This is a genomic window from Fluviicola sp., assembly GCF_029266855.1.
Classification (GTDB): Bacteria; Bacteroidota; Bacteroidia; order Flavobacteriales_D; family Crocinitomicaceae; genus Fluviicola.
Genome location: NZ_JAQSWB010000007.1, coordinates 24,179 through 47,158, shown reverse-complemented (window position 1 = coordinate 47,158; position 22,980 = coordinate 24,179). Strand labels below are relative to the sequence as shown.

The 22,980-nt window shown below is 38.9% G+C and carries 17 protein-coding genes; 10 read left to right on the top strand and 7 right to left on the bottom strand.

The window, feature by feature from the left end; all coding sequences use genetic code 11:
• Positions 1 to 61 precede the first annotated feature (61 nt).
• The gene (locus K0S23_RS13965; RefSeq protein WP_300358549.1) at positions 62 to 1,147 is read right to left on the bottom strand and encodes an ATP-binding protein; all 1,086 of its coding nucleotides are present in this window, start codon (positions 1,145 to 1,147) and stop codon (positions 62 to 64) included.
• On the bottom strand, positions 1,144 to 1,833 hold the full coding sequence (locus K0S23_RS13960; RefSeq protein ID WP_300358546.1) for a response regulator transcription factor: 690 nt from the start codon (positions 1,831 to 1,833) through the stop codon (positions 1,144 to 1,146). Before K0S23_RS13960 ends, K0S23_RS13965 begins: the two co-directional genes overlap by 4 nt.
• A 167-nt stretch (positions 1,834 to 2,000) precedes the next feature.
• Between K0S23_RS13960 and truA the strand changes: the two genes are divergently transcribed.
• The 4 genes from truA (at position 2,001) to K0S23_RS13940 (ending at position 10,843) form a co-directional block, all read left to right on the top strand.
• On the top strand, positions 2,001 to 2,771 hold the full coding sequence (truA, locus tag K0S23_RS13955; RefSeq protein ID WP_300358543.1) for a tRNA pseudouridine(38-40) synthase TruA: 771 nt from the start codon (positions 2,001 to 2,003) through the stop codon (positions 2,769 to 2,771).
• A 1-nt stretch (position 2,772) separates the two neighbouring features.
• A complete protein-coding gene (locus K0S23_RS13950; protein WP_300358540.1) occupies positions 2,773 to 5,718 on the top strand; it encodes a sensor histidine kinase in 2,946 nt (981 codons plus the stop codon).
• Between the two features lie 2 nt (positions 5,719 to 5,720).
• The gene (locus K0S23_RS13945; RefSeq protein WP_300358539.1) at positions 5,721 to 8,714 is read left to right on the top strand and encodes a two-component regulator propeller domain-containing protein; all 2,994 of its coding nucleotides are present in this window, start codon (positions 5,721 to 5,723) and stop codon (positions 8,712 to 8,714) included.
• Between the two features lie 86 nt (positions 8,715 to 8,800).
• Positions 8,801 to 10,843 carry a transglutaminase-like domain-containing protein gene (locus K0S23_RS13940; RefSeq protein WP_300358537.1) on the top strand — a complete coding sequence of 681 codons (2,043 nt, stop codon included), beginning with the start codon at positions 8,801 to 8,803 and terminating at the stop codon, positions 10,841 to 10,843.
• A gap of 45 nt (positions 10,844 to 10,888) precedes the next feature.
• Here the strand turns inward: K0S23_RS13940 and tyrS are convergent, their stop codons facing one another.
• Positions 10,889 to 12,169, bottom strand: coding sequence for a tyrosine--tRNA ligase (gene tyrS / locus K0S23_RS13935; protein ID WP_300358534.1), 1,281 nt, complete (start codon positions 12,167 to 12,169; stop codon positions 10,889 to 10,891).
• A 135-nt stretch (positions 12,170 to 12,304) separates the two neighbouring features.
• Between tyrS and K0S23_RS13930 the strand changes: the two genes are divergently transcribed.
• Both K0S23_RS13930 and aqpZ read left to right on the top strand, forming a co-directional pair.
• Entirely contained in the window at positions 12,305 to 12,967 is a 663-nt protein-coding gene (locus K0S23_RS13930) for a queuosine precursor transporter (protein ID WP_300358531.1), read from the top strand.
• A gap of 81 nt (positions 12,968 to 13,048) precedes the next feature.
• Positions 13,049 to 13,735, top strand: coding sequence for an aquaporin Z (gene aqpZ, locus K0S23_RS13925; RefSeq protein ID WP_300358528.1), 687 nt, complete (start codon positions 13,049 to 13,051; stop codon positions 13,733 to 13,735).
• A gap of 69 nt (positions 13,736 to 13,804) precedes the next feature.
• On the opposite strand, the gene gldA is transcribed toward aqpZ, so the two are convergent.
• Positions 13,805 to 14,707: a gliding motility-associated ABC transporter ATP-binding subunit GldA gene (gene gldA, locus K0S23_RS13920; protein ID WP_300358526.1), complete on the bottom strand. Its 903-nt coding sequence runs from the start codon at positions 14,705 to 14,707 to the stop codon at positions 13,805 to 13,807.
• Positions 14,708 to 14,940: 233 nt separating this feature from the next.
• Here gldA and rsgA point away from each other — a divergent pair, with 233 nt between their 5' ends.
• From rsgA to K0S23_RS13900, 4 genes are all read left to right on the top strand, one after another.
• Positions 14,941 to 15,903: a ribosome small subunit-dependent GTPase A gene (gene rsgA, locus K0S23_RS13915; protein ID WP_300358524.1), complete on the top strand. Its 963-nt coding sequence runs from the start codon at positions 14,941 to 14,943 to the stop codon at positions 15,901 to 15,903.
• Between the two features lie 101 nt (positions 15,904 to 16,004).
• A complete protein-coding gene (gene dtd / locus K0S23_RS13910; protein ID WP_300358522.1) occupies positions 16,005 to 16,457 on the top strand; it encodes a D-aminoacyl-tRNA deacylase in 453 nt (150 codons plus the stop codon).
• Positions 16,457 to 16,786: a nucleotide pyrophosphohydrolase gene (locus K0S23_RS13905; RefSeq protein ID WP_300358519.1), complete on the top strand. Its 330-nt coding sequence runs from the start codon at positions 16,457 to 16,459 to the stop codon at positions 16,784 to 16,786. Before dtd ends, K0S23_RS13905 begins: the two co-directional genes overlap by 1 nt.
• A gap of 74 nt (positions 16,787 to 16,860) precedes the next feature.
• Positions 16,861 to 18,054: a hypothetical protein gene (locus K0S23_RS13900; protein ID WP_300358517.1), complete on the top strand. Its 1,194-nt coding sequence runs from the start codon at positions 16,861 to 16,863 to the stop codon at positions 18,052 to 18,054.
• 22 nt (positions 18,055 to 18,076) lie between these two features.
• Here the strand turns inward: K0S23_RS13900 and K0S23_RS13895 are convergent, their stop codons facing one another.
• From K0S23_RS13895 to K0S23_RS13885, 3 genes are read right to left on the bottom strand one after another with little or no spacing between them, the layout of a single operon-like run.
• Positions 18,077 to 20,458 carry a polysaccharide biosynthesis tyrosine autokinase gene (locus tag K0S23_RS13895; RefSeq protein WP_300358515.1) on the bottom strand — a complete coding sequence of 794 codons (2,382 nt, stop codon included), beginning with the start codon at positions 20,456 to 20,458 and terminating at the stop codon, positions 18,077 to 18,079.
• Positions 20,459 to 21,238, bottom strand: a complete 780-nt coding sequence (locus K0S23_RS13890; RefSeq protein ID WP_300358512.1) for a polysaccharide biosynthesis/export family protein — start codon at positions 21,236 to 21,238, stop codon at positions 20,459 to 20,461.
• Positions 21,239 to 21,277: 39 nt separating this feature from the next.
• Entirely contained in the window at positions 21,278 to 22,477 is a 1,200-nt protein-coding gene (locus tag K0S23_RS13885) for a glycosyltransferase family 4 protein (protein WP_300358509.1), read from the bottom strand.
• Positions 22,478 to 22,980: the final 503 nt, after the last annotated feature.

The following is a 22,980-nucleotide window of genomic DNA, read 5'->3' as shown; positions in this document are numbered from 1 at the left end:
AGCATTCGGTCACCTTTTTAAGTCAAAAACCTAAAGACACTGAGCGGAGTCGAAGTGTCTATTATTTAATCGTAACTCCCCTTGAAGAAATCAAAGTACTTGAGCTGCCTTCAAATTTGTCAAGTGAAAAAGTAAAGGTACTTCCGACACCGATCGTACTGCGAACTGAAATCGTTTGATTGTGCGAATCCAGGATGTGTTTCACAATGGAAAGACCAAGCCCCGAACCACCTTCGTTCCGGTTCCTGCTTTTTTCTACACGGTAAAAGCGTTCGAATAAACGGGGCAGTTCATGAGGTTCGATTCCGGGACCGTTATCCGAAATTTCTACGGAGACCAAATCATCTACTTCGTAAAAACGAATCTGGGTTTCTCCGTTCTCATTTCCATAAGAAATGGAATTACTGATTAAGTTGGTCAATACCTGGGCAATTTTCCCCCGGTCAGCACGAACCATGATTTCCTTGTTGTAATCTTTTGCAAATCGCAGTTTGATGTGTTTTTCCTGGGCACGTAGCTCTAAACTATCCATCACCTCTTTAGCGATTTCTTTTAAGTCGAACGGACGTAAATCCATTTTCAGATCATTTACCTCTAACTTGGTCAGCTCATCCAGATCATTGAGAATATTGGTCATGCGGTCAATTGCTTTGGATGCTCTTTCCAGGAACATGCGATTCACCTTGTCATCTTCCAAGCCTCCTTCAAGCAGCGTTAAAACATAGCCCTGGATTGAAAACACGGGGGTTTTTAGTTCATGAGCCAGGTTTCCTATGAATTCCCGACGGAACTTATCCTGTTCCTGGAGTTGCGTGATTTCCGATTTCCGTTGTTCACTCCATTTTTTAGAATCTGCTTCTGCATTGCCGATAATATCTTCCGACATATTGATGTAAAGCTTTTCTTCAGGTGCCATTTTCCCCTTCCGAATAGATCTGTAAAGGATGCGTAAGCGATTGTAAATGAATTTTCTGAAAAGAACGTAAAAAGTTATAAAAGTAGCCAGTGAGCCAAAAAGAATAACGGAAACAAATGCACCTGCGGGGAGCGGATAGAAGAAATGAACAGCAAGCAGAGTGAGTGTTAAACAAGCTGCAACGATGATACTTCCCAGGAGAACAATGGTAAACGGATTTAATTTTTTCACTTTTCAGAAAATGTATAACCAACACCTTTAATGGTACGAATATACGATTCTCCTAGCTTCTCTCTTAATTTTCTGATGTGAACATCGATCGTTCTTTCACCGACAATTGTTTCATCTCCCCAAACCGTAGTCAGGATTTGCTCGCGTGTAAATACTTTTCCGGGTCTTGATGCAAGCAGTTCGATCAGTTCAAATTCCTTTTTAGGTAATTGAATTTCTTCGTCATTCATATAGACGAGGAATTTCTCGCGATTCACCGTAATGGAAGATGTTTTGATTTCTGCTTCGCCTCCGTTGATGCGGCCTGCTCTTCTGAGCAATGCTTCCACTTTTGACACCAATAAACGTGGTCTGATCGGTTTGGTAATGTAATCATCTGCACCGGCTTCGAAACCCGCCACTTGCGAGTAATCTTCAGCTCTGGATGTTAAGAAAGCAATTAAGGGAGAATTTAACTGAAGCTCCTGTCGAATAGTCTGACAGGCTTCAATACCGTCCATTCTCGGCATCATTACATCCATTAAAATCAAATCAGGAGAAACTTTTTGCGCCATCTCAACTCCTTCGAGTCCGTCATTGGCAACAAATACTTTATATCCTTCCCGCTCCAGATTATACTGTAAAAATTCCAGGATATCTTTTTCGTCGTCCACTAAAAGTATGGTTTGTCCCTTACTTACCTGCATTGTACTCCTTGTTAAAGTTTGAGCAAAAGTATCTTTGTAAGTTTCCTTTATAATTACTGCTGTGTTACGAAATAATTAATTAATAAGAGATGGATTATTTAAATGTTAAGCTTTGTAGAGCTTGCAAGGGTGTCTGTGGAAGCAAAAGGATTGATTAACTTTGTGCTATGACATTTCGATATGCCCTGGAACTCGCTTATCGCGGAACGAACTATCATGGTTGGCAAATTCAACCGAATGCCTCTTCTATACAGGAAGAAATTGAAAGACGCCTATCTCAGTTAACGGGAAATATGCCGGTTTCGGTAGTAGGTTGCGGAAGAACGGATACGGGAGTGCATGCATCTTATTATGTTTTGCATTTCGACTCGGTTAAAGAATTGGATGCGAATCAATTGGTGTATAAATTAAATAAGATGTTACCGGATGATATAAGCATTTTTTCTGCTCAACGGGTAAGCATGGATTTTCATGCACGCTTCTCCGCGGTATCAAGGACATATCGTTATTTTATCCATCAAAAGAAAGATTCTTTTTTATTGGATAGCTATCACTTGGTTACGGAGCTTGATTTTAATGCGATGAATCGCGCTGCAGAGAAATTATTGGGGACACAGGATTTTACTTCTTTTTCCAAACTCCATACGGATGTGAAAACAAATATTTGTACGGTTTCTGAAGCAAAATGGCATCAATTAGCAGAAAATAGCTGGTACTTTGAAATAAAAGCAGATCGTTTTTTGCGGAATATGGTGCGTGCGGTGGTCGGTACTCTGCTGGAAGTCGGATATGGTAATCTGAACGAGGAAGAAATCATCCGGATAATTGAATCTAAAGACCGCAGTGAGGCAAAATTGTCTGTTCCGGCAAAAGGTTTGTTTTTAGTTGATATTCAATACCCTGGAAACATGTTTTTGAAATCAATAAGTACTGATTGATATGGGAGCTGGCAGGTTTTTGTTCGGATTGCTGATCTGCTTTTTTGCAGGTAGTTTGTATGGTCAGCAAATTGATTGGCAACCTGCATACAAAACCTTTTCGACTAAAGAAGGCTTACCGAGTTCGGAAACTTATTTTGTTCACCAGGACCGACAGGGATATATTTGGTTTTGCACAGATCGCGGAGTAGTAAAATATGACGGTTTCCACATGGAAGTCCTTACTACAAAGAACGGCCTTCCGGATAATGTTGTTTTTTGGATCTACGAAGATTACAAAGGACGAATCTGGTTTGTAAGTTATAATGGTCTGTTGAGTTATTATAACAATCACCGGGTCGTAAAGTATAAATACAATTCTTTGATAGCTAATTATATCGGGAATAATCTTTATCCGTACAAAACCTTTTCTGTAGATCGGGAAGATAATGTGTTTTTTAGTTCGGGAAATAATGGCATATTAAAAATTGATTCGAAAGGGAAAAGCCAGTTATCAACCTTCAAAAAAGATCCGATAACCTTCAACCTGGTCAATGGATCTTATCAGGTCACATTTCAGTTGCTACTGGTCAACCTGACTTATCCGGAAACATTCAGGGCAGTAATCCGGAAAAACGGGCGATTTGAACGTTTTATAAAGAACAAAGAGGTCTATAAACGGAACATGCAGAGTTTTTTGACCGAACTGAAGATTCTTCAGGGAGTGAGAATAATGCGAATTCAGGATAGCTTTTATGATTTAGACCATCCAAAGGATATTATTTATTTTCCCGGAGTAACTGGCTATTTCCCGGTTGGAGCAGACTTATGGATCACCACGGTTAATGGTGCGTATAAGCTGAAGAATTTAAAAAAACATGGACTGGCAAAAGCCCCGAGACGACATTTTTTAGAAGGATTCAAAGTTTCTTCTGTTTACAAAGATCGTGAAAAGGGACTCTGGTTTTCCACGCTGGACAAAGGGATTGTATACATGCCCAACTCCATTGTGAAGAATATTTCTGTTTTCGAAAATTCAAAAGTAATAGATGTAACAAATGTAATCGTGGATGCTGACGAAGACATTTTTTATTCCAATCATTTAGGGATTTTCCGTCTAAAAGATCATTTTCCGATACTTACATCCAATCATATTTCAAGAAACATTATTTCACGCTTTGATAATATTCTCCTGCTACCAATAACCCGAAAAGAACTTCCAATTGATTTAAGCGGAAAAAAGTATTGGAGAGTGCCTAATTATTATGATAATTTCAATGAGCAGGATACAAGTATGCTGCTTTGTGCTTCCCTGGTACTTCGTGTTCACAGGAACGGAAAATTGGATACGCTTTATAATTATTATGCGTCAAAAAAATACGATAAGAATTTACATCATTTTTTTGAAACTGTATGTTCCTCAAGTGAAGGACTTATATATACGGGAAATTCAAAAGGGCTGTTTTGTTTGAAAAATGGGGTGTGGGATAATTCCATGTTTCCGGAAGCCATTCGAAAAAACCGTGTTTCATGTGTAAGGTATTCAAACGAGCTCGGTTTGGTTATTGCCACAAGAGGAGAGGGTGTTTACCTTTTCAAGAATGGTAAGATCACCCACCACATTACCAGTGCGAATGGTTTGGTAAGCGACCAGGTAAATAAAATTAATCTGGAGAAAAACGGAAAAGTCTGTTGGGTGGCTACCAACAGTGGTGTTTCGAAATTGATTTTTATAGGAAACAAATATGTTCGGATTCATAATATTATGAATGTGAACGGGCTCGCAACCAATGAAGTGAATTCTATTTGTTTGCATGAAAATCAGGTTTACCTGGCTACAAAAAAAGGACTATCCAAATTCCCCTCAGACCTGAGTTTTTTGATTAATCCATTGAAAAAACAAGTTTCCGTAAAAAAAATAGCTGTAGACGGTAAAATCACCTACCCTGAATCCCGAAACCTGGAGCTTGCCAGTGGTTCGAAAATGATCAGTATCGAATTGCGTTCGACAAATTATAAAAGTTTTGGCAGTCAGCGATATAAATACCGCTTATCTGCCAATGATAAATGGACATACGGTAATTCCGGAAGTATTGATTTTTATGACTTACCCTCTGGAGATTATTATTTGGAATTATCCTATCTGAGTGACAATGGAATTTGGCAAAAGCCATACGGGGTTTTAAACATTCAAAAGCACCCGAAATTTGTTGAAACAATATGGTTTTACCTGCTTTTGGTGTTGACCAGTTTTTTGTTGGCTTTCTTGTTCTTCAGATTCAGAGTTATACAAATAAACAGGCAACGAAATTACAAACGTCAAATCGAAAAACTGGAACAGAAGGCTCTCCTGGCTCAAATGAATCCGCATTTTATTTTCAACTCCTTAAATTCGATTCAAAGTTTTCTGGTTTATAATGAGAATGATTTGGCGGAAAAATATTTGCAGATGCTTTCCCAACTGATTCGAATGACCCTAAATAATTCAAGGGAAAGTGAGGTGACTATCAAACAGGAAATAGATGTTTTGACAAAATACATTGAGCTTGAAAAAATGAGATTTAAAAACCGCTTCGATTTTGAATTTGCAATTTCGCTTTCTCATAATGAACTCCAGAGATATATTCCACCGATGCTTATTCAACCCTTTGTGGAGAATTCAATCATTCATGGATTTAAAGGTTTGGATGAGGTAGGGAAACTTGAAATTAATTTTAGGGAGCTTGCTAATAACAGGCTAGTTGTTGAAGTGATCGATAATGGGACTGGGTATGCGTCAAAGATTCAAAACGAGCCGCTTTCAGGCCATAAATCTCATGGAATGCAAATCACCTCCGAAAGGTTGAGTTTGTTCAGAGAAAAATATGATGCAGAATTTGACTATGCAATTGAAAATTTAATGAGTGAGCAAGGAAGATCAAAAGGAACAAAAGTTGTCATATTTATTCCCGTTTTTAATAAAGAATAAGTATGTTGGATATCCACCACACCCATTGGGGGAAAGAACGGATTTTGAATACAAAGAAACTTGTGGTCGGTATATTCCCTTCCTTCTTGAAGCAAATTGGGTTATCAACACTTTTAGTCTTGTCAGCATACTATTCATTCACTCAAAGAAACTTGTGGGAACCTGCATATACGAATATTTCTGTAAATGATGGTTTGCCGAGTTCAGAGGTTTATTACGTTCATGAGGACCGGAAAGGACATATGTGGTTTTGTACGGATCATGGAGTTGTTAAGTACGATGGATTTCGCTTGCATCTTTTTGATAAATCAAAGGGCCTTCCGGATAATGTGATTTTTAAAATTTACGAAGATGAATTGGGAAGAGTCTGGTTTTTTGCATACAACGGAACACTGGCTTATTATAGTCCGAAGGAGGATCGGATTATTCCTTATAAGTACAATAACGAGTTAGCTAAACTTAATCATGGGGATTTTAATACCATAAAAGATTTTTTGGTTGATAAGGAAAATAATGTATACTATTCCGGAGTATACAGGTCCGCAAAAATTGATGCGAAAGGAAGGGTGAAAGATCTTGAAATGAAGGGCTTTAGAACTTATACAGACATCCGGGGTACCTGGTTTTTTTGGGGGAGTTTGAAATGGGAGATGCTGAAATCACGGAAAATATGCTTGGTTCCCGCTAAGGGAAAGGAAAAGTATTACACCCATTTTGAAGCTGTTATCACGTGTAATCTTGAAAGAATCAATGAACGTGATTACCTGTTGGTGAATGATTGGGTAATTGATATGGATAACCTGACTAACAGAGCAAAGTTTGAAGGCATTACCGGAATGTATGATGTGGGTGGCGAATTATGGATTTCAACTTTGTTTGGGGCTTATCGCTATAAAAAACAAAAAGGCTTAGATTTGACAAAACCGGATGCGTGTTATTTGAAGAATCAACAAATCACTTCTATTACTAAGGATCATGAAGGAGGTTACTGGTTTTCCACACTGGATGATGGTGTTTATTATACCCCTAATTTGGAAATCGTCCATTGGATTCCGAGTAATGCAAGGAACCAGAATACAATTTATTGTATCAACGGGATTAAGAAAGAGGTCTATTATGCATCTTCTTTCGGGTACTATAATCTCAGATCGGGGGTTCAAATTTTGGAAAAGAAAGGAGGGATACACGCAATAGGTGTTTGGGATAACAAGTTGGTTTTATTAAATAATCTGGTGGATAAAGGAATCAATCCTTTCATTAAAGAAAGCTGGGGCTATCAACTAGACGGTTTTGCAGGGTGGTCGGTTAATAAACAGGGAGATTTTTACGGACTTTATATAACCTTGTTGAAGGTGGATAAACAAACCAAAAAACATGAAGTCATTATTGGTGGCAGAGAAGTTTATAACCCCAAGAAATATGTGCCTCATTTTTTTAAGACATTAGTGCACGATGATAAAGGACGAATGTATGCCGGATCCTCTACCGGATTATTTAAAGTGAATAATAAGGAGTTTGAAAAAGTAAAACTTCCTCCTGATTTTAGTCGTGTTACAATAACCGGTTTAGCATTTCACAAGGATTGGGGAGTGGTGATTGCTACCAAGTCTAAGGGACTCTTCTTTTTGAAAGATGGGAAGGTAGTGAGAAGAATCCAACTGGAAGATGGTTTGCTTTCGAATCAACTCAATACGCTGCATATTGACAAGGATGGAAAAATTTATGTGGGGACTAATAAGGGGGTTTCAAAAATCACAAAATCCAAAACCAATTCAATCAGCATTGTTAATTTGACCAAGTTAACCGGCTTAGTTTCTTCTGAAGTGAATTGTATTTATACCAATAAGGATGGAGTTTATATTGGAACCCGGAGCGGAATAACACTTGTACCGGATTCTTATGTTTGGAATGCAGGCTCATTTTTAGGCCAGATCCAAATTCAATCTGTTTTTGCGGATGGAAAGCAGCTCGCTAATTTTCGGGATGGAATGGAATTTAATGCATCCCAAAAAGTGATTCGTTTTTTACTTCAAACGACAAACTACAAATCGTTGCGTACGCAACCATATAGATATCGTTTTCGAAATACAGATCCATGGTCTGCCGGAAATAATGGGGAGTTAATACTGATCAATCCGTCATTTGAATCGTATGAACTGGAAATCCAATATGAAAACGAAGTGGGATTGTGGAGCGCCCCGTATATTCTATCCCGCTTTTCTATTTCTCCGCCCTTCTATTCTACCTGGTGGTTTACGGGATTGATTGTGCTTGTGATTTTGGTTGTTAGTTTCCTGTTCTTCAGAAACCGTATAACAGTAATACATCGTAGAAATAAAGTTCAAAGGGACATGGAATTATTGGAGCAAAAAGCCCTTTTGGCACAGATGAATCCGCACTTTATCTTCAATGCCCTCAACTCCATCCAAAGCTTTTTATTATACAACGAAAATGACCTGGCGGAACGGTATTTGTTGAAGTTGTCGAAGCTGATCCGCCTGACTCTTACCAACTCAAGAGAAACGGAAATCAGTATTCAGAAAGAGATAGATTCTTTGCAAATGTACCTTGAATTAGAGCAGATGCGTTTTAAAAACAGGTTTGAATTTTATTTTGAGATTTCCTTGTCAAAAGAAGAATTAAACAAATTTATTCCCCCGATGCTAATCCAGCCATTTGCCGAAAACGCAATTCTTCATGGTTTTAAAGGACTAGAAAAAGGAGGGCGAATAGATCTGAATTTTAAACAGATCAATGATGTTAAACTGATTGTTGAGGTGGTAGACAATGGAGTAGGCTATATCAGGAGCAATCCAAATGTAAAAGATCCTGGACACAAATCGTATGGAACACAAATTACTTCTGAAAGATTGAGTTTGTTCAAAGAAAGGTATCAGTCGGAATTTGATTTTTCAATTGAAAGCCTGAAGGATGAGAACGGAAATCCGAAAGGAACCAAAGTAGTGATCTCCATTCCGATTCTTGTCAGGGATTAAATAGACTCACTTTACAATCCGGTGATTTAAACCTTTAGTTAAAAAAAAGCAATACCTTTGCATCTTAGAAAAAAGAAACCTTTATAATGAAGTCTTACTGCCTAATTATTCTCCTTCTCCTGGGGTACTCCCTGAATGGTCAGGAAAAAATCGAATTTTTAAAAGTTCCCAAAGAATCTCAAAAGACTACAAAAGCTCTAAGTGCATATCTTACGAAGAATCTTGTTGATGATAGCTCAAAAGCTGTTCATATTTATCAGTGGGTAACGCATAATGTTTCATATGATTACAAGTCAATTGAAAATGGCAAGCCATTGGAATATAAGTCGGCTGGTGCTGTCTTGAAGGCAAAAAGCACCGTGTGTCAGGGGTACAGTGCTTTAACTGTTGAGCTTTTAAAAAATGCCGGAATAGAAGCTACTACAGTTGAAGGGTACACAGCTCAATTTCTGTCAGATTCGATTCCATTGATAGCAAGTTCGGACCACGAATGGGTTGCTTTCAAAGTTGACCGTAAATGGTATTTGTGTGACCCGACTTGGGATGCAGGTTACATCGGCCGAATTCCAAAGTACAAGGAGGATTTACTCAAAAAGGAAAAAATTGCGCTGAAAAGACAGAAGAAGCTTGGAAAGATAGGAAAAGAAAAACGGAAGAAGGTTAAACAGTTTAAATGGGATAAAAAGGATAAAAAAAAGGCGGAAAAAGCTGAGAAAATGCGCGGATCATACAAATCAAGTATTGGTTTTGTCCGCTATCCGTCCCTGGAAAGTTTCATGGTTGAACCTGATTTATTCGTCCAGTCGCATTTACCGTCACAACCAGAATTTCAATTGAGAGAGTATCCAGTTTCCATGGAAGATTTCACAAGGAGAACAAAGAATTGGGATACTATTCTTGAACGTGAAAAGGGAAAGCCGCTTGATTTTGAGAGTTATGTTTCCGAATACAGTTCCTTAAACCTGAATGACAAGTGGATTAAGGTGGCCAAAGACGGATTGAAATTTAATCCGGTTAATTATAGTTCCATGACTGTGCATCATTATAATTATTTAGGCTTGCATTTGAACGATAAGTTCAGAAAGTCCTTTGAAATAATTGAAAAGGATCACCTGCATGAAGACTTTGCAAACCTGAGAGATATTAATGACAGTGTAGCACTTTACAGTAAAACCGCAAAGAAAATCAATAAAACAGCACATGCCATCAGTAAGCGGATCATTTCCGTCGAAACAAAAATTTTCAAAACAACTGATAAAGCTGCTGGCAGTATGGTGAAAAAGGTCCTTTCGGAACAAAAGAAAAATGTTTCTCAATTAGAGAAAGAAAAATCTAAAATTTCGAAAGGAATCGAGTCTGTCAGGGAAAAAATGGGAAAATTGTTGATGGAGTCAAGCAGCTACAGCACTCCTGTTAACTTTGATTCCACATTGGTTCCACCGGCATTTAGTAAATGGAAAGACAGTTTGTTTTATTCTATTTTGAAAATAGACAGCTTAAGAAAAGATTGGAATGAATTGGCACATACGGATAAAACGTTTGAAGACCGGTTTAAATTATTAAAGGTCGCTTATGAAATGAGCTACACCAATCTTCAGATACTTAATTCTGCGCCGATTTATTATAGTGATTCCATTATCCTGTATGATTCGCAAATTGCTGATGGATTAACAGGTTTATACCGCTTTCATAAAGAAACCTTCGATTCCCTGATGTATCCTGCAGAAATCAATAAGGAATATAAAGTCCTGGAGAAATTAATTAAGAGAGGCTCTACCGGATTGAAAAATTACGCAAAGAAAAATCCGAATTACAAATTTGCTGAAATGAACAAATACCTGAACTCTTTAAATTACCAGGTACTTGCACTAATGGAAACCGATTTGAGAACCTTTGGCGGAGATCGTGCGGAATTGATGAGACTGGAAGATTATTACGAAGGTCATTATCATACAATCCAGAAAAATCTCGAAAAGGAAAAGGAATTCAAAGAGAAAAATGCGGAACACAATTTTGAAGTCCTGGAAAAAAACAGGAAACGCACAGATGAAATGTTCGATAAAATTTTGAAGTCGACTGAAAAGACGGAAGAGTTTTTTGAAAAAACGCTTGGAAGCAGGCCAAGATAAATATGGGACGTTATGTAACACGTCCCATATTTTATTTTGAATTTTTTATTCTACTATTACAATGTAATTATTCTTTTTTCCTTTACCCAAAAGGATGAATTTTTCATTGATTAAATCGCTTGGTCCAACCAGGGTTCCTTCACCGACTTTATCTTTATTCAATGAAATGGCATTTGCCTTTAATTCGCGTTTTGCTTCTCCGTTTGATGGTAAGAATCCGGTTTTAGAAGCAAGTAGGTCAACAATACTAATTCCTTCACTTAACTCCGCACGCTTAATTGTTGCCATGGGAACTCCATCAAAAATGCTTAAGAAAGTATCATTGGACAGTTTTTTCAAATCTTCAGAAGTTGATTTCCCGAATAAAATATTGGAAGCTGCAATGGCCATTTCCAATGCTTCTTTTCCGTGCACCCGGATCGTTACTTCGTCAGCAATGGCTTTTTGTAAGGTTCGTAAATGCGGAGCTTCAGCGTGTTCCTTCTCAATTGCTTCAATTTCCTCTTTTGTTTTCAAAGTGTAGAAACGTATCAGTTTGGAAGCATCTTCATCGGAAGCGTTTAGCCAAAACTGGTAGAAGGCATACGGACTAGTTTTTTCCGGGTCCAACCAAACTGTTCCGGATTCGGTTTTTCCAAACTTCCCGCCATCTGCTTTTGTCAATAACGGACAGGTAAAAGCATAGGCTTCACCACCTGCAATTTTGCGAACTAATTCGGTTCCTGTTGTAATGTTCCCCCATTGGTCGGAACCTCCGAACTGGACTTTTACATTGTTGGTTCTGTATAAATGCAAAAAATCGTATCCCTGTATCAATTGGTAGGAAAATTCAGTAAATGAAATTCCCGTTTCGATCCGTTTTTTGACAGAATCCTTTGCACTCATGTAATTCACTGTAATGTGTTTTCCAACGTCACGGATGAATTCCAGGAACGAAAAATGCCGCATCCAGTCAAAATTATTTACCAGTTCAGCTTTGTTTTCACCTTCCTCAAATTCAAGGAACTTACGCAATTGTTTCTCAAAACAAGCCACGTTGTGATTCAGTGTTTTTTCATCCAGTAAATTGCGTTCTGCAGATTTCCCGGACGGATCTCCAACCATTCCGGTTGCACCACCCACCAATGTATATGGTTTATGGCCGGCAAGCTGAAAATGTTTCAATAACATAATCGGAAGTAAATTTCCTACGTGCAGTGAGTCTGAAGTAGGGTCAAAGCCTACATAACCAGAAGTCATTTCCTTAAGCAGTTGTTCTTCCAACCCGGGCATGATATCTTGCACCATTCCTCTCCATCTTAATTCTTCAATGACATTCTTTTTCATGTGTCTTTTTTTGATATCCCGGTATTTATCGTCGGGGTTACTTATTTATTGCGCAAAAATAGGGATTATTCCTCTTTTTAGGACGAAGTTTAAAAGAACGGGATACAAGAAACCGCAAATGTAGTATCTTCGACCATGCTTCAAACACGAAAAGAAATAGCGTTTATGGTGATGGCAGGAATTTTCATCACCAGTGCCATAGTTGCTGAATTGATTTCGGCAAAGCTTGTTTACATGGGACCGTATTTAGCTCCCATGATCGCAGGAATTGTACCCTGGCCGGTAGTTTTTCTCTTAACAGATGTCATGAATGAGTATTTCGGAAAGCAGGCTGTCCGCAGGTTAAGCTGGATTACAAGCGGGTTGATCGCATTTTGCTTTCTAATTGTGTTTGTGGCTGTTAAACTTCCCACTTCGGAAGGCTCCTGGTTGTCTGATGAAGAATTTGCCAAGGCATTCGGAGGTTCTCTTTGGATCATGGTCGGAAGTATCTGTGCGTTTATTGTATCCCAATTACTGGATGTTCAACTCTTTCACTTTTTCAACAAACTAACCAAAGGAAGGATGATTTGGCTGAGAAGTACAGGTTCAACAGTGGTTTCTCAATTAGTAGATTCGTTTATTGTTGCAATCATTGGCTTATACCTTTCCGGAGCGTATCCTTTAAAAATGGTGCTCGTTTTAGCAATTACCGGTTATTTGACCAAATTGCTTATCGCGGTTTGTCTTACCCCTTTGATCTACGTAATGCATTATTTGGCCCGTAAAATACTGGGGGAGAAACCGGTTACGGTATAAGGTGTTGTTTTCCTGAACAAAAAGTTTATATTTATCTAACTTGTTTTACACTGAAACGGGTGTTAACTATAAACGCTATTTATGAAGAAATTAATCGCTGAATTTATCGGAACCTTTTGGTTAGTGCTGGGAGGTTGCGGAAGTGCTGTTTTGGCAGCCGGTTATCCGGAACTTGGAATTGGATTTGTAGGAGTTTCCATTGCTTTTGGGTTAACTGTGTTGACAATGGCATATGCAATCGGCCATATTTCAGGCTGTCATCTGAATCCGGCTGTTACAATCGGATTATGGGTCGGGGGAAGATTTGAAGCCAAAGAGGTGTTTCCTTATATTGCCTCACAAGTATTGGGAGGAATTGCCGGAGCAGGAATCCTATATCTGATCGCAAGCGGAAAACCAGGGTTTGAACTGGGGGGATTCGCAGCAAATGGTTACGGTGATCATTCTCCTGGCAGATACAGTATGCAATCGGCACTAATCACTGAAGTAGTGATGACCTTTCTGTTTTTAATTATCATTTTAGGAGCGACACACAAAAGAGCATCAGCCGGTTTTGCCGGAATTGCAATTGGTTTGGGATTGACTTTAATTCATTTGATCAGTATTCCTGTTACCAATACGTCTGTGAATCCGGCAAGGAGTACCAGTCAGGCTCTATTTGTACAGGGATGGGCTTTTGAACAGCTTTGGTTATTCTGGGTGGCACCGATCGCAGGAGCAATCATCGCCGGATTACTCTATAAATTTTTAGCACCGAATAACGAATAGATAAGGATTCAAAATAAGAAAAGGGCTTCGATTGAGGCCCTTTCTGCTATCCATAAAAAATGGATAAGACTATTTAGTCAATGTCTTGAAGACTTCTTCCAGTGATTTTTCTTCTGTTCTGAGCGTTAGTACCAACAAGTCGTTTTTCTGTGCAAATTGAGCAACAGTTTTACGTAAATCATCCAAAGACTGACTTTCGATGAGGTACTTGGAATCGGTAACACGCTCGATTTTAGAAACTCCCGGGATTTTTTGAAGCAAGTTCTTCGCAACCGGCCCGTCAAATTCAGCATACACAACCTGAGTGTCTGTTTCGACCTGTAAATTTGAAGCCAGATTATCTGCCACCAATTTCCCTTGTCGTATAATGACAACGCGGTCGCAAATGGCTTCTACTTCCTGTAAAATGTGAGTAGAAAGCATCACGGTTTTCTCTTTTCCTATGCGACGGATCAATTCACGAATTTCAACTAACTGGTTCGGATCCAATCCGGAAGTCGGCTCATCAAGGATCAGTACATCCGGGTTGTGAATAATCGCCTGGGCTAATCCTACACGTTGGCGATACCCTTTTGAAAGCATCCCGATCTTTTTGTTTTGCTCTACTTCAAGACCAACCAGTTTGATCATTTCCTTCACGCGCTCTTTCAGGTTTTTCACCTTATAGATCTTTCCTACAAATTCCAGGTATTCTTTGACGTACATGTCGAGATACAAAGGGTTGTTTTCAGGAAGATAACCAATGCGTTTTCTCGTTTCAATCGAATCTACCGAAACCGGCATTCCACATACCTTAATTTCTCCCTGGGATGCAGGAATAAACCCGGTAATCATTTTCATTGTTGTTGATTTACCGGCTCCGTTCGGTCCCAAGAAACCAATGATTTCCCCTTTTCCAACTGAAAAAGTAATATCATTCACTGCTGCTTGTTCACCGTAAAATTTGGAAAGGTTTTTTACTTCAATTGACATAATGAAAACTTTGGCTACGAAGATAACGAATGGGAATGGAATAAAGTTGGTTTTTTGGATAGTTTGAGAATTTTACCGCAAAGAAACAAAGGTGAAAAGGAGGAATGACAAAACTCTGTGCTCTTACATTCTTTGTGTTTAAAATAAGTCACGAACTCTGCGATCTTTCACTGTTTGCTGTTTTAAATGCTTTATCGTGATCATTTTACAATCCCTTTCGGTAATTTTGTTTTATGAGTGACGGACTGCGCGGAAGAGTTTTGAAATCTACAGGGAAATGGTATCAGGTTTTGATGCCAACCGGTGATGTTGTGGAGTGCAGGGTTCGCGGAAAAATGAAGCTGCAGGGCTTGAAAACAACCAATCCTATTACAGTGGGCGATATTGTGATCCTGGATCCTAAAATCGATGAAGAAGGAAAACGGGTAATCGTGGATTATGAAATGCGCGAAAATTACATCGTCAGGAAAAGCACGAATTTGAGTAAGCAGATGCATATCCTGGCAGCAAATATAGATCGTGCCTATTTAATGGTAACCTTGAAACATCCCGAAACACATTTTGTTTTTATTGACCGCTTCTTAGTTGCAGCAGAATCATTTCGTATTCCTACGACATTGATTTTTAACAAGGTAGATCTCCTGGATGATGAAGGTTTGCTGGACTTGAAAGCAATTATGTTTATGTATGAATCGGTTGGTTATCCGTGTCATGCAATTTCAGCAACAAATCAAAAAGATATTCAATTCCTGAGAGAAGAAATAAAGGATCAGCAGGTAATGATTGCCGGTCATTCGGGAACAGGAAAAAGCACATTGGTAAATGCTTTGGATCCGAACCTGGATCTGCGTGTTGGAGAAATTTCATCCTCACATCATCAGGGACAGCATACCACTACTTTCGCAGAAATGCATCCTCTTGCTTCGGGTGGATTTATAATCGATACACCTGGAATCAGGGCTTTTGGAATTGTAGATCTGGAAAAGGAAGTTATTTCTCATTATTTTCCCGAAATGCGCGAATTGATCGGAGCTTGTAAGTTTCATAATTGTCAGCATTTGAATGAACCCGCTTGTGCTGTGAAGGAAGCTGTGAAAAACGGGGAAATCTACGAAAGCCGTTATTTCACGTATCTGCAGTTGATGACCGGCGATAGTGACGATGTACATCGTAGAAATAAACGCGGATTGGAATAACAAGCTTTCAAAATCGGGAAATTTGAACATTGCAATATTGCAATGTTGCAATTTAGCTAATTTGGAATTTCGCATTTTTGCAACAATCCCTATATTTGAGGATGCGACTAGTTATCCAACGTGTTTCCCGGGCAAGTGTAACGGTAGAAAATCAAATCATCGGTGAAATTGGCACCGGTTTGCTGGTCCTTCTTGGAATCGAACACGAAGATTCTGATGAAGATAGTGATTGGCTGGTAGCAAAAATGATCCAAATGCGCATATTTTCCGATAAAGAAGGGAAAATGAATTGCTCTTTACAGGACATCCAGGGTGAATTATTGGTCATTAGTCAATTCACACTTCATGCATCCACTAAAAAAGGGAACAGGCCAAGCTTTATAGCTGCAGCAAGACCGGAACAGGCTATTCCTTTGTATGAATCCTTTCTCCGGAAAGCAGAATCCGCATTAGGAAAACCGGTGCAGGCAGGATCATTTGGTGCGGACATGAAAGTGAATTTGCTCAATGACGGTCCGGTAACAATTATCATCGATTCAAAAAACAGGGAATAATGGAAATTTCAGAAGCACAAAAAAAGGTTGATCAATGGATCAGGGAAGTGGGAGTTCGTTATTTTAATGAATTGACGAATCTGGCCATGCTCACGGAAGAAGTGGGGGAGGTTGCCCGGATTATTGCACGCAGGTATGGCGAACAAAGCGAAAAGGAAAGTGATAAAGACAAGGATTTGGGGGATGAGTTAGCCGATGTACTTTTTGTATTGATCTGTCTGGCAAATCAAACCGGGGTGGATCTGGAAGAAGCTTTGAAAAAAAATCTGGCTAAAAAAACGGACCGGGATGCAACACGGCATAAAGAAAACAAGAAGCTGAGCGACTAACAATCTGTTCCGGAATCTGTAACCATGGAATAATTTTTGTTTATCCTATTAGAACCAATTTGATTCGACTCTCCATGAATAAGTTCTTAATACTGCTCTTTACAAGTGTTTCCGCGTATTCCGCTGCACAACATACTTCAGGATTTGATGCAAAAGAAGCCCGCGATCTCATTCAAATTTGCAATTCTTTTACCTATTTGGATTTGGAAGGTTCGGATGCGGCCATTGTTCCCAAAGAATACTCGTGCATCTATACTTCGCCTGCCTATGGAATGGACAATATGTTCCAGATATATACCAATCAGACAAAGACGAAAGCGGTACTGAATTTCAGGGGTTCCACCGATAAAAAATCCAGTTGGCTGGAAAATATGTATTCTTCATTGGTTCCGGCAAAGGACACGATTTATAAATGTGAAGTCCCCTTCGTCTACACTTGTGCCGATTCTCAGGGTGCGGCTATTCATGCAGGATATATTTTAGGCCTGTCATATTGCATAGATGATGTGTTAAAGCAAATTCAGAGCCTGAATAAACAGGGCATTTATACCATCTATATCACTGGACATTCGCAGGGCGGGGCGCTGGCACAAATGACGCGTGCATATTTACATTTTTTACCTAAGTCCAAACTAAGCTCCAAAAATAGCTTTAAGGTATATTCATTTGCTAATCCCATGATTGGAAATAAAGTATTTGCGCAGGAATATCAAGAGCGGTTTGCTGACCCCGGGTTTAGTTTTTTACTGCATAACCCGGAAGATATTGTTCCGAAAATGCCTGTTTCATACAACGATTCCACCTTTTGGAAAAGTAACCTACAGACAGTACTATTTGACCGTGACAATTTCAGCTTTAAAGAAAGTATGAAAGAAGGTATGTTGAATATGTTTGGTACGAAAGTGAATAAACTCAACAATGGTTTTTCAAACAATGTACACAACCAATTAGTGAAATTATTGGGCGATTTTCGTATGCCGGCAGCTAAAGATGAAGCAAACTTTATGCATACTTCCAGTCCAGTTTTGTTACCACCGACTCAATACCCACTGGAATTGAAAGATTCAAGCATTCTGCAAAATGATTCTTTAATGAGTCTCTATAAACGCGACGCAAATGGTGTGTTTGAAGATAAGAGTCTCTATAAACGGGACAAGGTTTTATTGCAGCATAAGCCCTATAACTACTACACTTCTTTGTTAAAAGTGTATTTCACCCCGGAATATGATCGTTTGAAGTATAAATACTTTGTATTGCCGAAGGATTGAGCCAAACACTAAATTCCGGCAATTAATTTAAACCGAGCAAACGCTTCCACCAGGATTTTTTGTTTACATTTTCTCCGTAGCCGTATGAGTAAGAATAAGAATAACTTCCGCCCGCATTCTTCACGGCATTCATCATGATATACAGATTCTTTAATTTCCCTTGATTTTTAAGTTCGAGGATATGATTCTGATAGCGTTTATCGATCATTCCCGAACGAATGATGTAAAGTGTCACATCTGTAAAACGATTCGTTGTAACTGCATCAATAACAAGACCAACCGGGGCATTATCCAAAATGATATAATCAAATTCATTGCGCAGACTAGCTATCAATGCGTCCAGACGCTGATTCATTAGCAATTCACTTGGATTCGGTGGAATATCACCTGCCTGGATGATACTGATAGATTGTCCGTGAGATTCACTGCTGACTATAATATCTTTCGCTGTCAGGTCGTGATTCACCAAATAATTTGATAAACCGGGCGTCTGTTTAAGATTCAGGATGTCTTTCAGACGTGGTTTTCTCAGATCAAGTCCCATTAACAGTACCTTCTTTCCTGTGGCTGCAAACATAAATGCAAGGTTCACAGATGTCAAGGATTTTCCTTCACCACTCAAACTGGAAGTAACACTGATAACTTTACAGCCGTCATTTTCGGAAGATGTTACAAAGGAAAGATTGGTTCGCAATACTCTGAAAGCTTCCGAAAGACTGGATTGCGGATGACTCAATGCCATTAACTTATCCTTGTCTTTCTCTTCCGGAATAACACCGACAACGGTCAATCCCGAGTTTTCCAGGTCAGAACGCGAAACAATCTTGTTGTTCAATAAAACCAGGAGGTAAATAGCTCCAACAGGAATTAGAATTCCAAGTGCAAATGAAATCAGATAAATTAAGGACTTTTTTGGTGAAACTGGAATTCCGGTGCTATAAGCTGCATCAATAACACGTGAATTTGCGACGGTTGCGGCCAGTGAAATTTCATTCTGCTCGCGTTTTTGCAAAAGGAAGAGATATAAGCTTTCTTTTATTTGTTGCTGGCGGAAGATATCGCGATATTCTCTTTCAAATTGAGGAATGGACGAAATTTTGGATTGATAAATCTGCTCCTCACTCTTCAATTTTTTCAATTGCATTTGCGAAGAGTTGTGCATGTTTCGTAAGCTGTTTTCTAATGATGTACGTAAACTTGATAATTGTGATTCAATGCGTGCAATTCCCGGATGTTTTGATCCATTGGTCTCCCGCAGGCGATTTCGCTCCAGGACCAGGGTGTTGTATTGTGTGGTCATTACTCCGATCGAAGGGTCCTTGAATCCCAGGTTGGCAGGCAAGAGTTGTTCATACCCGTTTTGATCAGAGATTACCTCATTCATGAAATCAGCAAGGCTCATCTCGATACTTGCCTCCACTACTTTTTTCTCAATATCACTCTCTTTCTCAAGATAAGTTGCAGCATCGGTGGTTACGTCTACCAAGTGATGCTCCGATTTATAATCCTCACCCTTCTTTTCAACGTCTGTAAGCTCAGCGGCAATAAATTTCATTCGTTCATTGATAAATGCTGTGGTATTCTTCACCACTTCATTTTTGTTATTCACGGCATTTTCCTGGTGGACAGCCATTATCTTGTTTAGAATAGCGTTATTTTTCTCAACATTGTGTCCCTTGACTTTAAGAATAAGAATATTGGCTTCCTTACTCGCAGGTTCAACAGATAAGTTCTTACGGATATATGTTGCAACTTCTGAAACCGGAGCAACACTTATAAGAATCCTGTTTCCTACTCGGTTTTTCTTGAATTCATTGGTCTTCTCCAGGATTATTTTTCCTATCGGTAATTGAAGTATGGAGCCATATTTATAGCTGTTTCCTACTAATACATTTCCTGAAGTAATGGTGTATTCATTGTTTGAGGTCAAAGTGATCTCAAACTCATAGTGCTTGTCATAGAACAAGCTGTCCGCTTCAACGGCCCGGATCCTGATTGGGTTGGCATTATATAGCTCGGAACGCACTAATCCTGTAGTCGTTCCTACAATCTGGTATTTCCAGTGCAGGTGCAGATCCCTAACTACCCGTTCCATCAGCGAGCGTGATTGGTATAGTTCTATTTCGTCTTCAAGTACACCGCCTCCGCTTGCCAAACCAAGATCTTTAAGCATTCCGAGCTCTTCGGAGGCACCGGGACTATTCTCTTGTTCTATGAGAACGCTTGCAACGCTTTCATAACTTGGTGTTTGGTATCTTGCATACATCCATCCCAAAACAAGGAAGACCACAATAGAGCAAAGCAGCCATCTCCAATAAACGAGGTATTTGTCTAATAACTCTCTTACGGAGATTGAATTTTCTTCGCTTTCACGAACTTTTGAAATCGATTCTTCCTGACGCATCTATTTGAGAATAATTGAAATCGTAGCAATAACTAACGAGGAAATTGAAATAAAGATTGTTCCAGTTGCCTTCCATAGTGTACCTTCCGTTCTTGCTGCTGCATTAGGTTCAACGTAAACCACATCGTTTTGCTGAAGGTAATAAGCCGGTGAACTGAAAATTTCCTTCGTTGTAAGGTCAATACGATACTCTGTTTTAACACCACTGGAATCCCGGATAACTTTTACATTCTTCCGTTCTCCTGACATTCTTAAATCGCCTGCAAGTCCTATTGCTTCCAGCAGAGTGATTCGTTCATTGGGGATTTTGAATGTTCCGGGTGATTTGACGTCGCCAAGAACCGTAACTTTAAAATTTAAGATCTGAATCTGGACAGTAGGATTTTTAAGCTGACCTTCTAGGAGGTTTTTAATCTCCGTTTCCAAATCCATTCTGTTCTTACCTGCAACATGTATGGATCCTAAAACAGGTAAAGAAATATCTCCCCTGGCATTTACAAGGTACCCATATTGAGCCGGATTTCCAATCGAGTATCCCTGGTTTGGAGCAGTGGCCGCTGGAAGATTATAAATTTGAGCCGATTCAGGATCTGCTGTTGTTATAATAATTGATAAAAAGTCATCTACCTTGAATACAGGAGTGAAACCGGATGTTGAAACTGCCAAACTATCACTTTTGGAATCCTGGAAATAGACCACTCTTTCTCTTGTTTTACAAGAAGTGCTGAGCATGACTGGAATTAAGGCGGATAGTATAAATGGAATGCTGATTTTTGGCATCCTTGTAAGATTATAAAAATTCATTGCAAATATATAAAATTACTTCTGCAAATGGCCCCTCAGAGAATAAACACGCCTGATCGGGCTAAGAGGATTACCTTGCTGTTTCTGTTTCTTTTGTTGCTTTAATCTTCTCTGATGTCTTTTTTTGATAGTCCGTGATATGACTTTTCGTTTAACAACATTTGGGCTGATTTTGTAAAGAAAAAAAACAGCCAGTGCAGAAAATACTAATATAATTGAGGATGCAATATAAGTGTTTGTCAGTTTTAATAACAGGGAGAATATCAAAACACAAGCAATATTTACCGAAGCAATATAAAAACTTGCTTTGCGGTGAGAGATTTTATATGCATCAATCAATACGTGATGCAAATGGTTCCTGTCTGCCGAAAAGGGATTTCTTCCTTCCATCACCCGGATAGTAAATACCCGCACAGAATCAAACATTGGAATGATAATAAACGAAGCCAAAACAATTGGGACATCAACAGCGTTAAAGGGTAGTTTACTCAATGATGGTAGATCCAGGGCCAGAAAACGCATGGACATTACGCCAACCATAAAACCGATCAGCATGGAGCCGGTGTCTCCCATAAAGATCTTATTCCTTGTTGAAAGATTAAAGAACAGGAAGCCTGTCAGAATACCAACCATTACAAGCGAAGTAAGTCCGAAAAAGTAGCGTTCGGCAAAGAAGAAGACAACAGCAAAACCTGAAAATGCAACAATTCCAATGGAAGAGGCCAAACCATCGATTCCGTCAATCAGGTTAAATGCATTAATAATCGCCAGCATAATAAAAAGGCCGAAAGCGATTCCCACCCATTCATTGATCTGGTCGATTCCTAAAAAACCGTGAAATGAACTGATCCCGAACTTTGGATTCATTAGAATAAATAAAGATGCTATGGTTTGTCCTATAAGCTTTGTTACCGGTGCAAGTACTACCAAATCATCTTTCAGCCCCAGGAAAAATAAAATTGTTAAGGCCGGATACATACTGATAGCAACGCCATAGGTATCGTATTGATGATTGAAATAGAGGGAAAGAATGAGTACAATAAAAAAAGCCATTCCTCCTAAGCTTGGAGTAGCTTCGGAATGTGAACTTCGTTCATTGGGATCATCCATCAACTTTTTAAAACGGACAATTCTTATGATCTTTGGGACCAAGTATGCCGTTGCCAACACTGATAAGACAAAAGCAATTATTCCGTGAATTAATGGATAACTCATATTCGAAAGGTAATTCATTTTAAATGTTTATTCAAATTTTTTTTAACACCTTGTGCATTAAAAACATTTTTTTTGGGTTATGGTTGTTTATAGGGCAATATTTTTTAATATTTTAACAATATATTTCTTTGTTTTTTCATCCAAATAACTGGTTTTTAGCCAGTTTTATATTTTATCTTTTAAATTCAGGTTGTTACTGACATGACCTCTGTACGAAGTAATGGTCCCGTTTCAAAAGATTTTTTCAAATCAATTTTTCCTGGCAATTTTTGTGCCATTCTCACGCAAGTTTTTAGTAGAAGTTGTGTTCCAACGATTGAAAATATTTAGTTGGATTGACATTCAGGTGTTTAACAGGGGAAGATTGGGTGGGGTGCAACTACTTGTTTTGTTCTCACCGGCAATTTTCCAGTTTATATTTTGTTTTCAGAATATTCAGTTTGACAAACTTACTGAGGTTTTCTTCAAATTACGATGCAAACTTAAGCCTTTTAATTTTAATT

Bases quoted from the DNA above. Each gene is read 5' to 3' on its own strand.
- K0S23_RS13960 (WP_300358546.1), bottom strand. From the start codon at position 1,833: ATGCAGGTAAGTAAGGGACAAACCATACTTTTAGTGGACGACGAAAAA.
- truA (WP_300358543.1), top strand. From the start codon at position 2,001: ATGACATTTCGATATGCCCTGGAACTCGCTTATCGCGGAACGAACTAT.
- K0S23_RS13950 (WP_300358540.1), top strand. From the start codon at position 2,773: ATGGGAGCTGGCAGGTTTTTGTTCGGATTGCTGATCTGCTTTTTTGCA.
- K0S23_RS13945 (WP_300358539.1), top strand. From the start codon at position 5,721: ATGTTGGATATCCACCACACCCATTGGGGGAAAGAACGGATTTTGAAT.
- K0S23_RS13940 (WP_300358537.1), top strand. From the start codon at position 8,801: ATGAAGTCTTACTGCCTAATTATTCTCCTTCTCCTGGGGTACTCCCTG.
- tyrS (WP_300358534.1), bottom strand. From the start codon at position 12,169: ATGAAAAAGAATGTCATTGAAGAATTAAGATGGAGAGGAATGGTGCAA.
- K0S23_RS13930 (WP_300358531.1), top strand. From the start codon at position 12,305: ATGCTTCAAACACGAAAAGAAATAGCGTTTATGGTGATGGCAGGAATT.
- aqpZ (WP_300358528.1), top strand. From the start codon at position 13,049: ATGAAGAAATTAATCGCTGAATTTATCGGAACCTTTTGGTTAGTGCTG.
- gldA (WP_300358526.1), bottom strand. From the start codon at position 14,707: ATGTCAATTGAAGTAAAAAACCTTTCCAAATTTTACGGTGAACAAGCA.
- rsgA (WP_300358524.1), top strand. From the start codon at position 14,941: ATGAGTGACGGACTGCGCGGAAGAGTTTTGAAATCTACAGGGAAATGG.
- dtd (WP_300358522.1), top strand. From the start codon at position 16,005: ATGCGACTAGTTATCCAACGTGTTTCCCGGGCAAGTGTAACGGTAGAA.
- K0S23_RS13905 (WP_300358519.1), top strand. From the start codon at position 16,457: ATGGAAATTTCAGAAGCACAAAAAAAGGTTGATCAATGGATCAGGGAA.
- K0S23_RS13900 (WP_300358517.1), top strand. From the start codon at position 16,861: ATGAATAAGTTCTTAATACTGCTCTTTACAAGTGTTTCCGCGTATTCC.
- K0S23_RS13895 (WP_300358515.1), bottom strand. From the start codon at position 20,458: ATGCGTCAGGAAGAATCGATTTCAAAAGTTCGTGAAAGCGAAGAAAAT.
- K0S23_RS13890 (WP_300358512.1), bottom strand. From the start codon at position 21,238: ATGCCAAAAATCAGCATTCCATTTATACTATCCGCCTTAATTCCAGTC.
- K0S23_RS13885 (WP_300358509.1), bottom strand. From the start codon at position 22,477: ATGAGTTATCCATTAATTCACGGAATAATTGCTTTTGTCTTATCAGTG.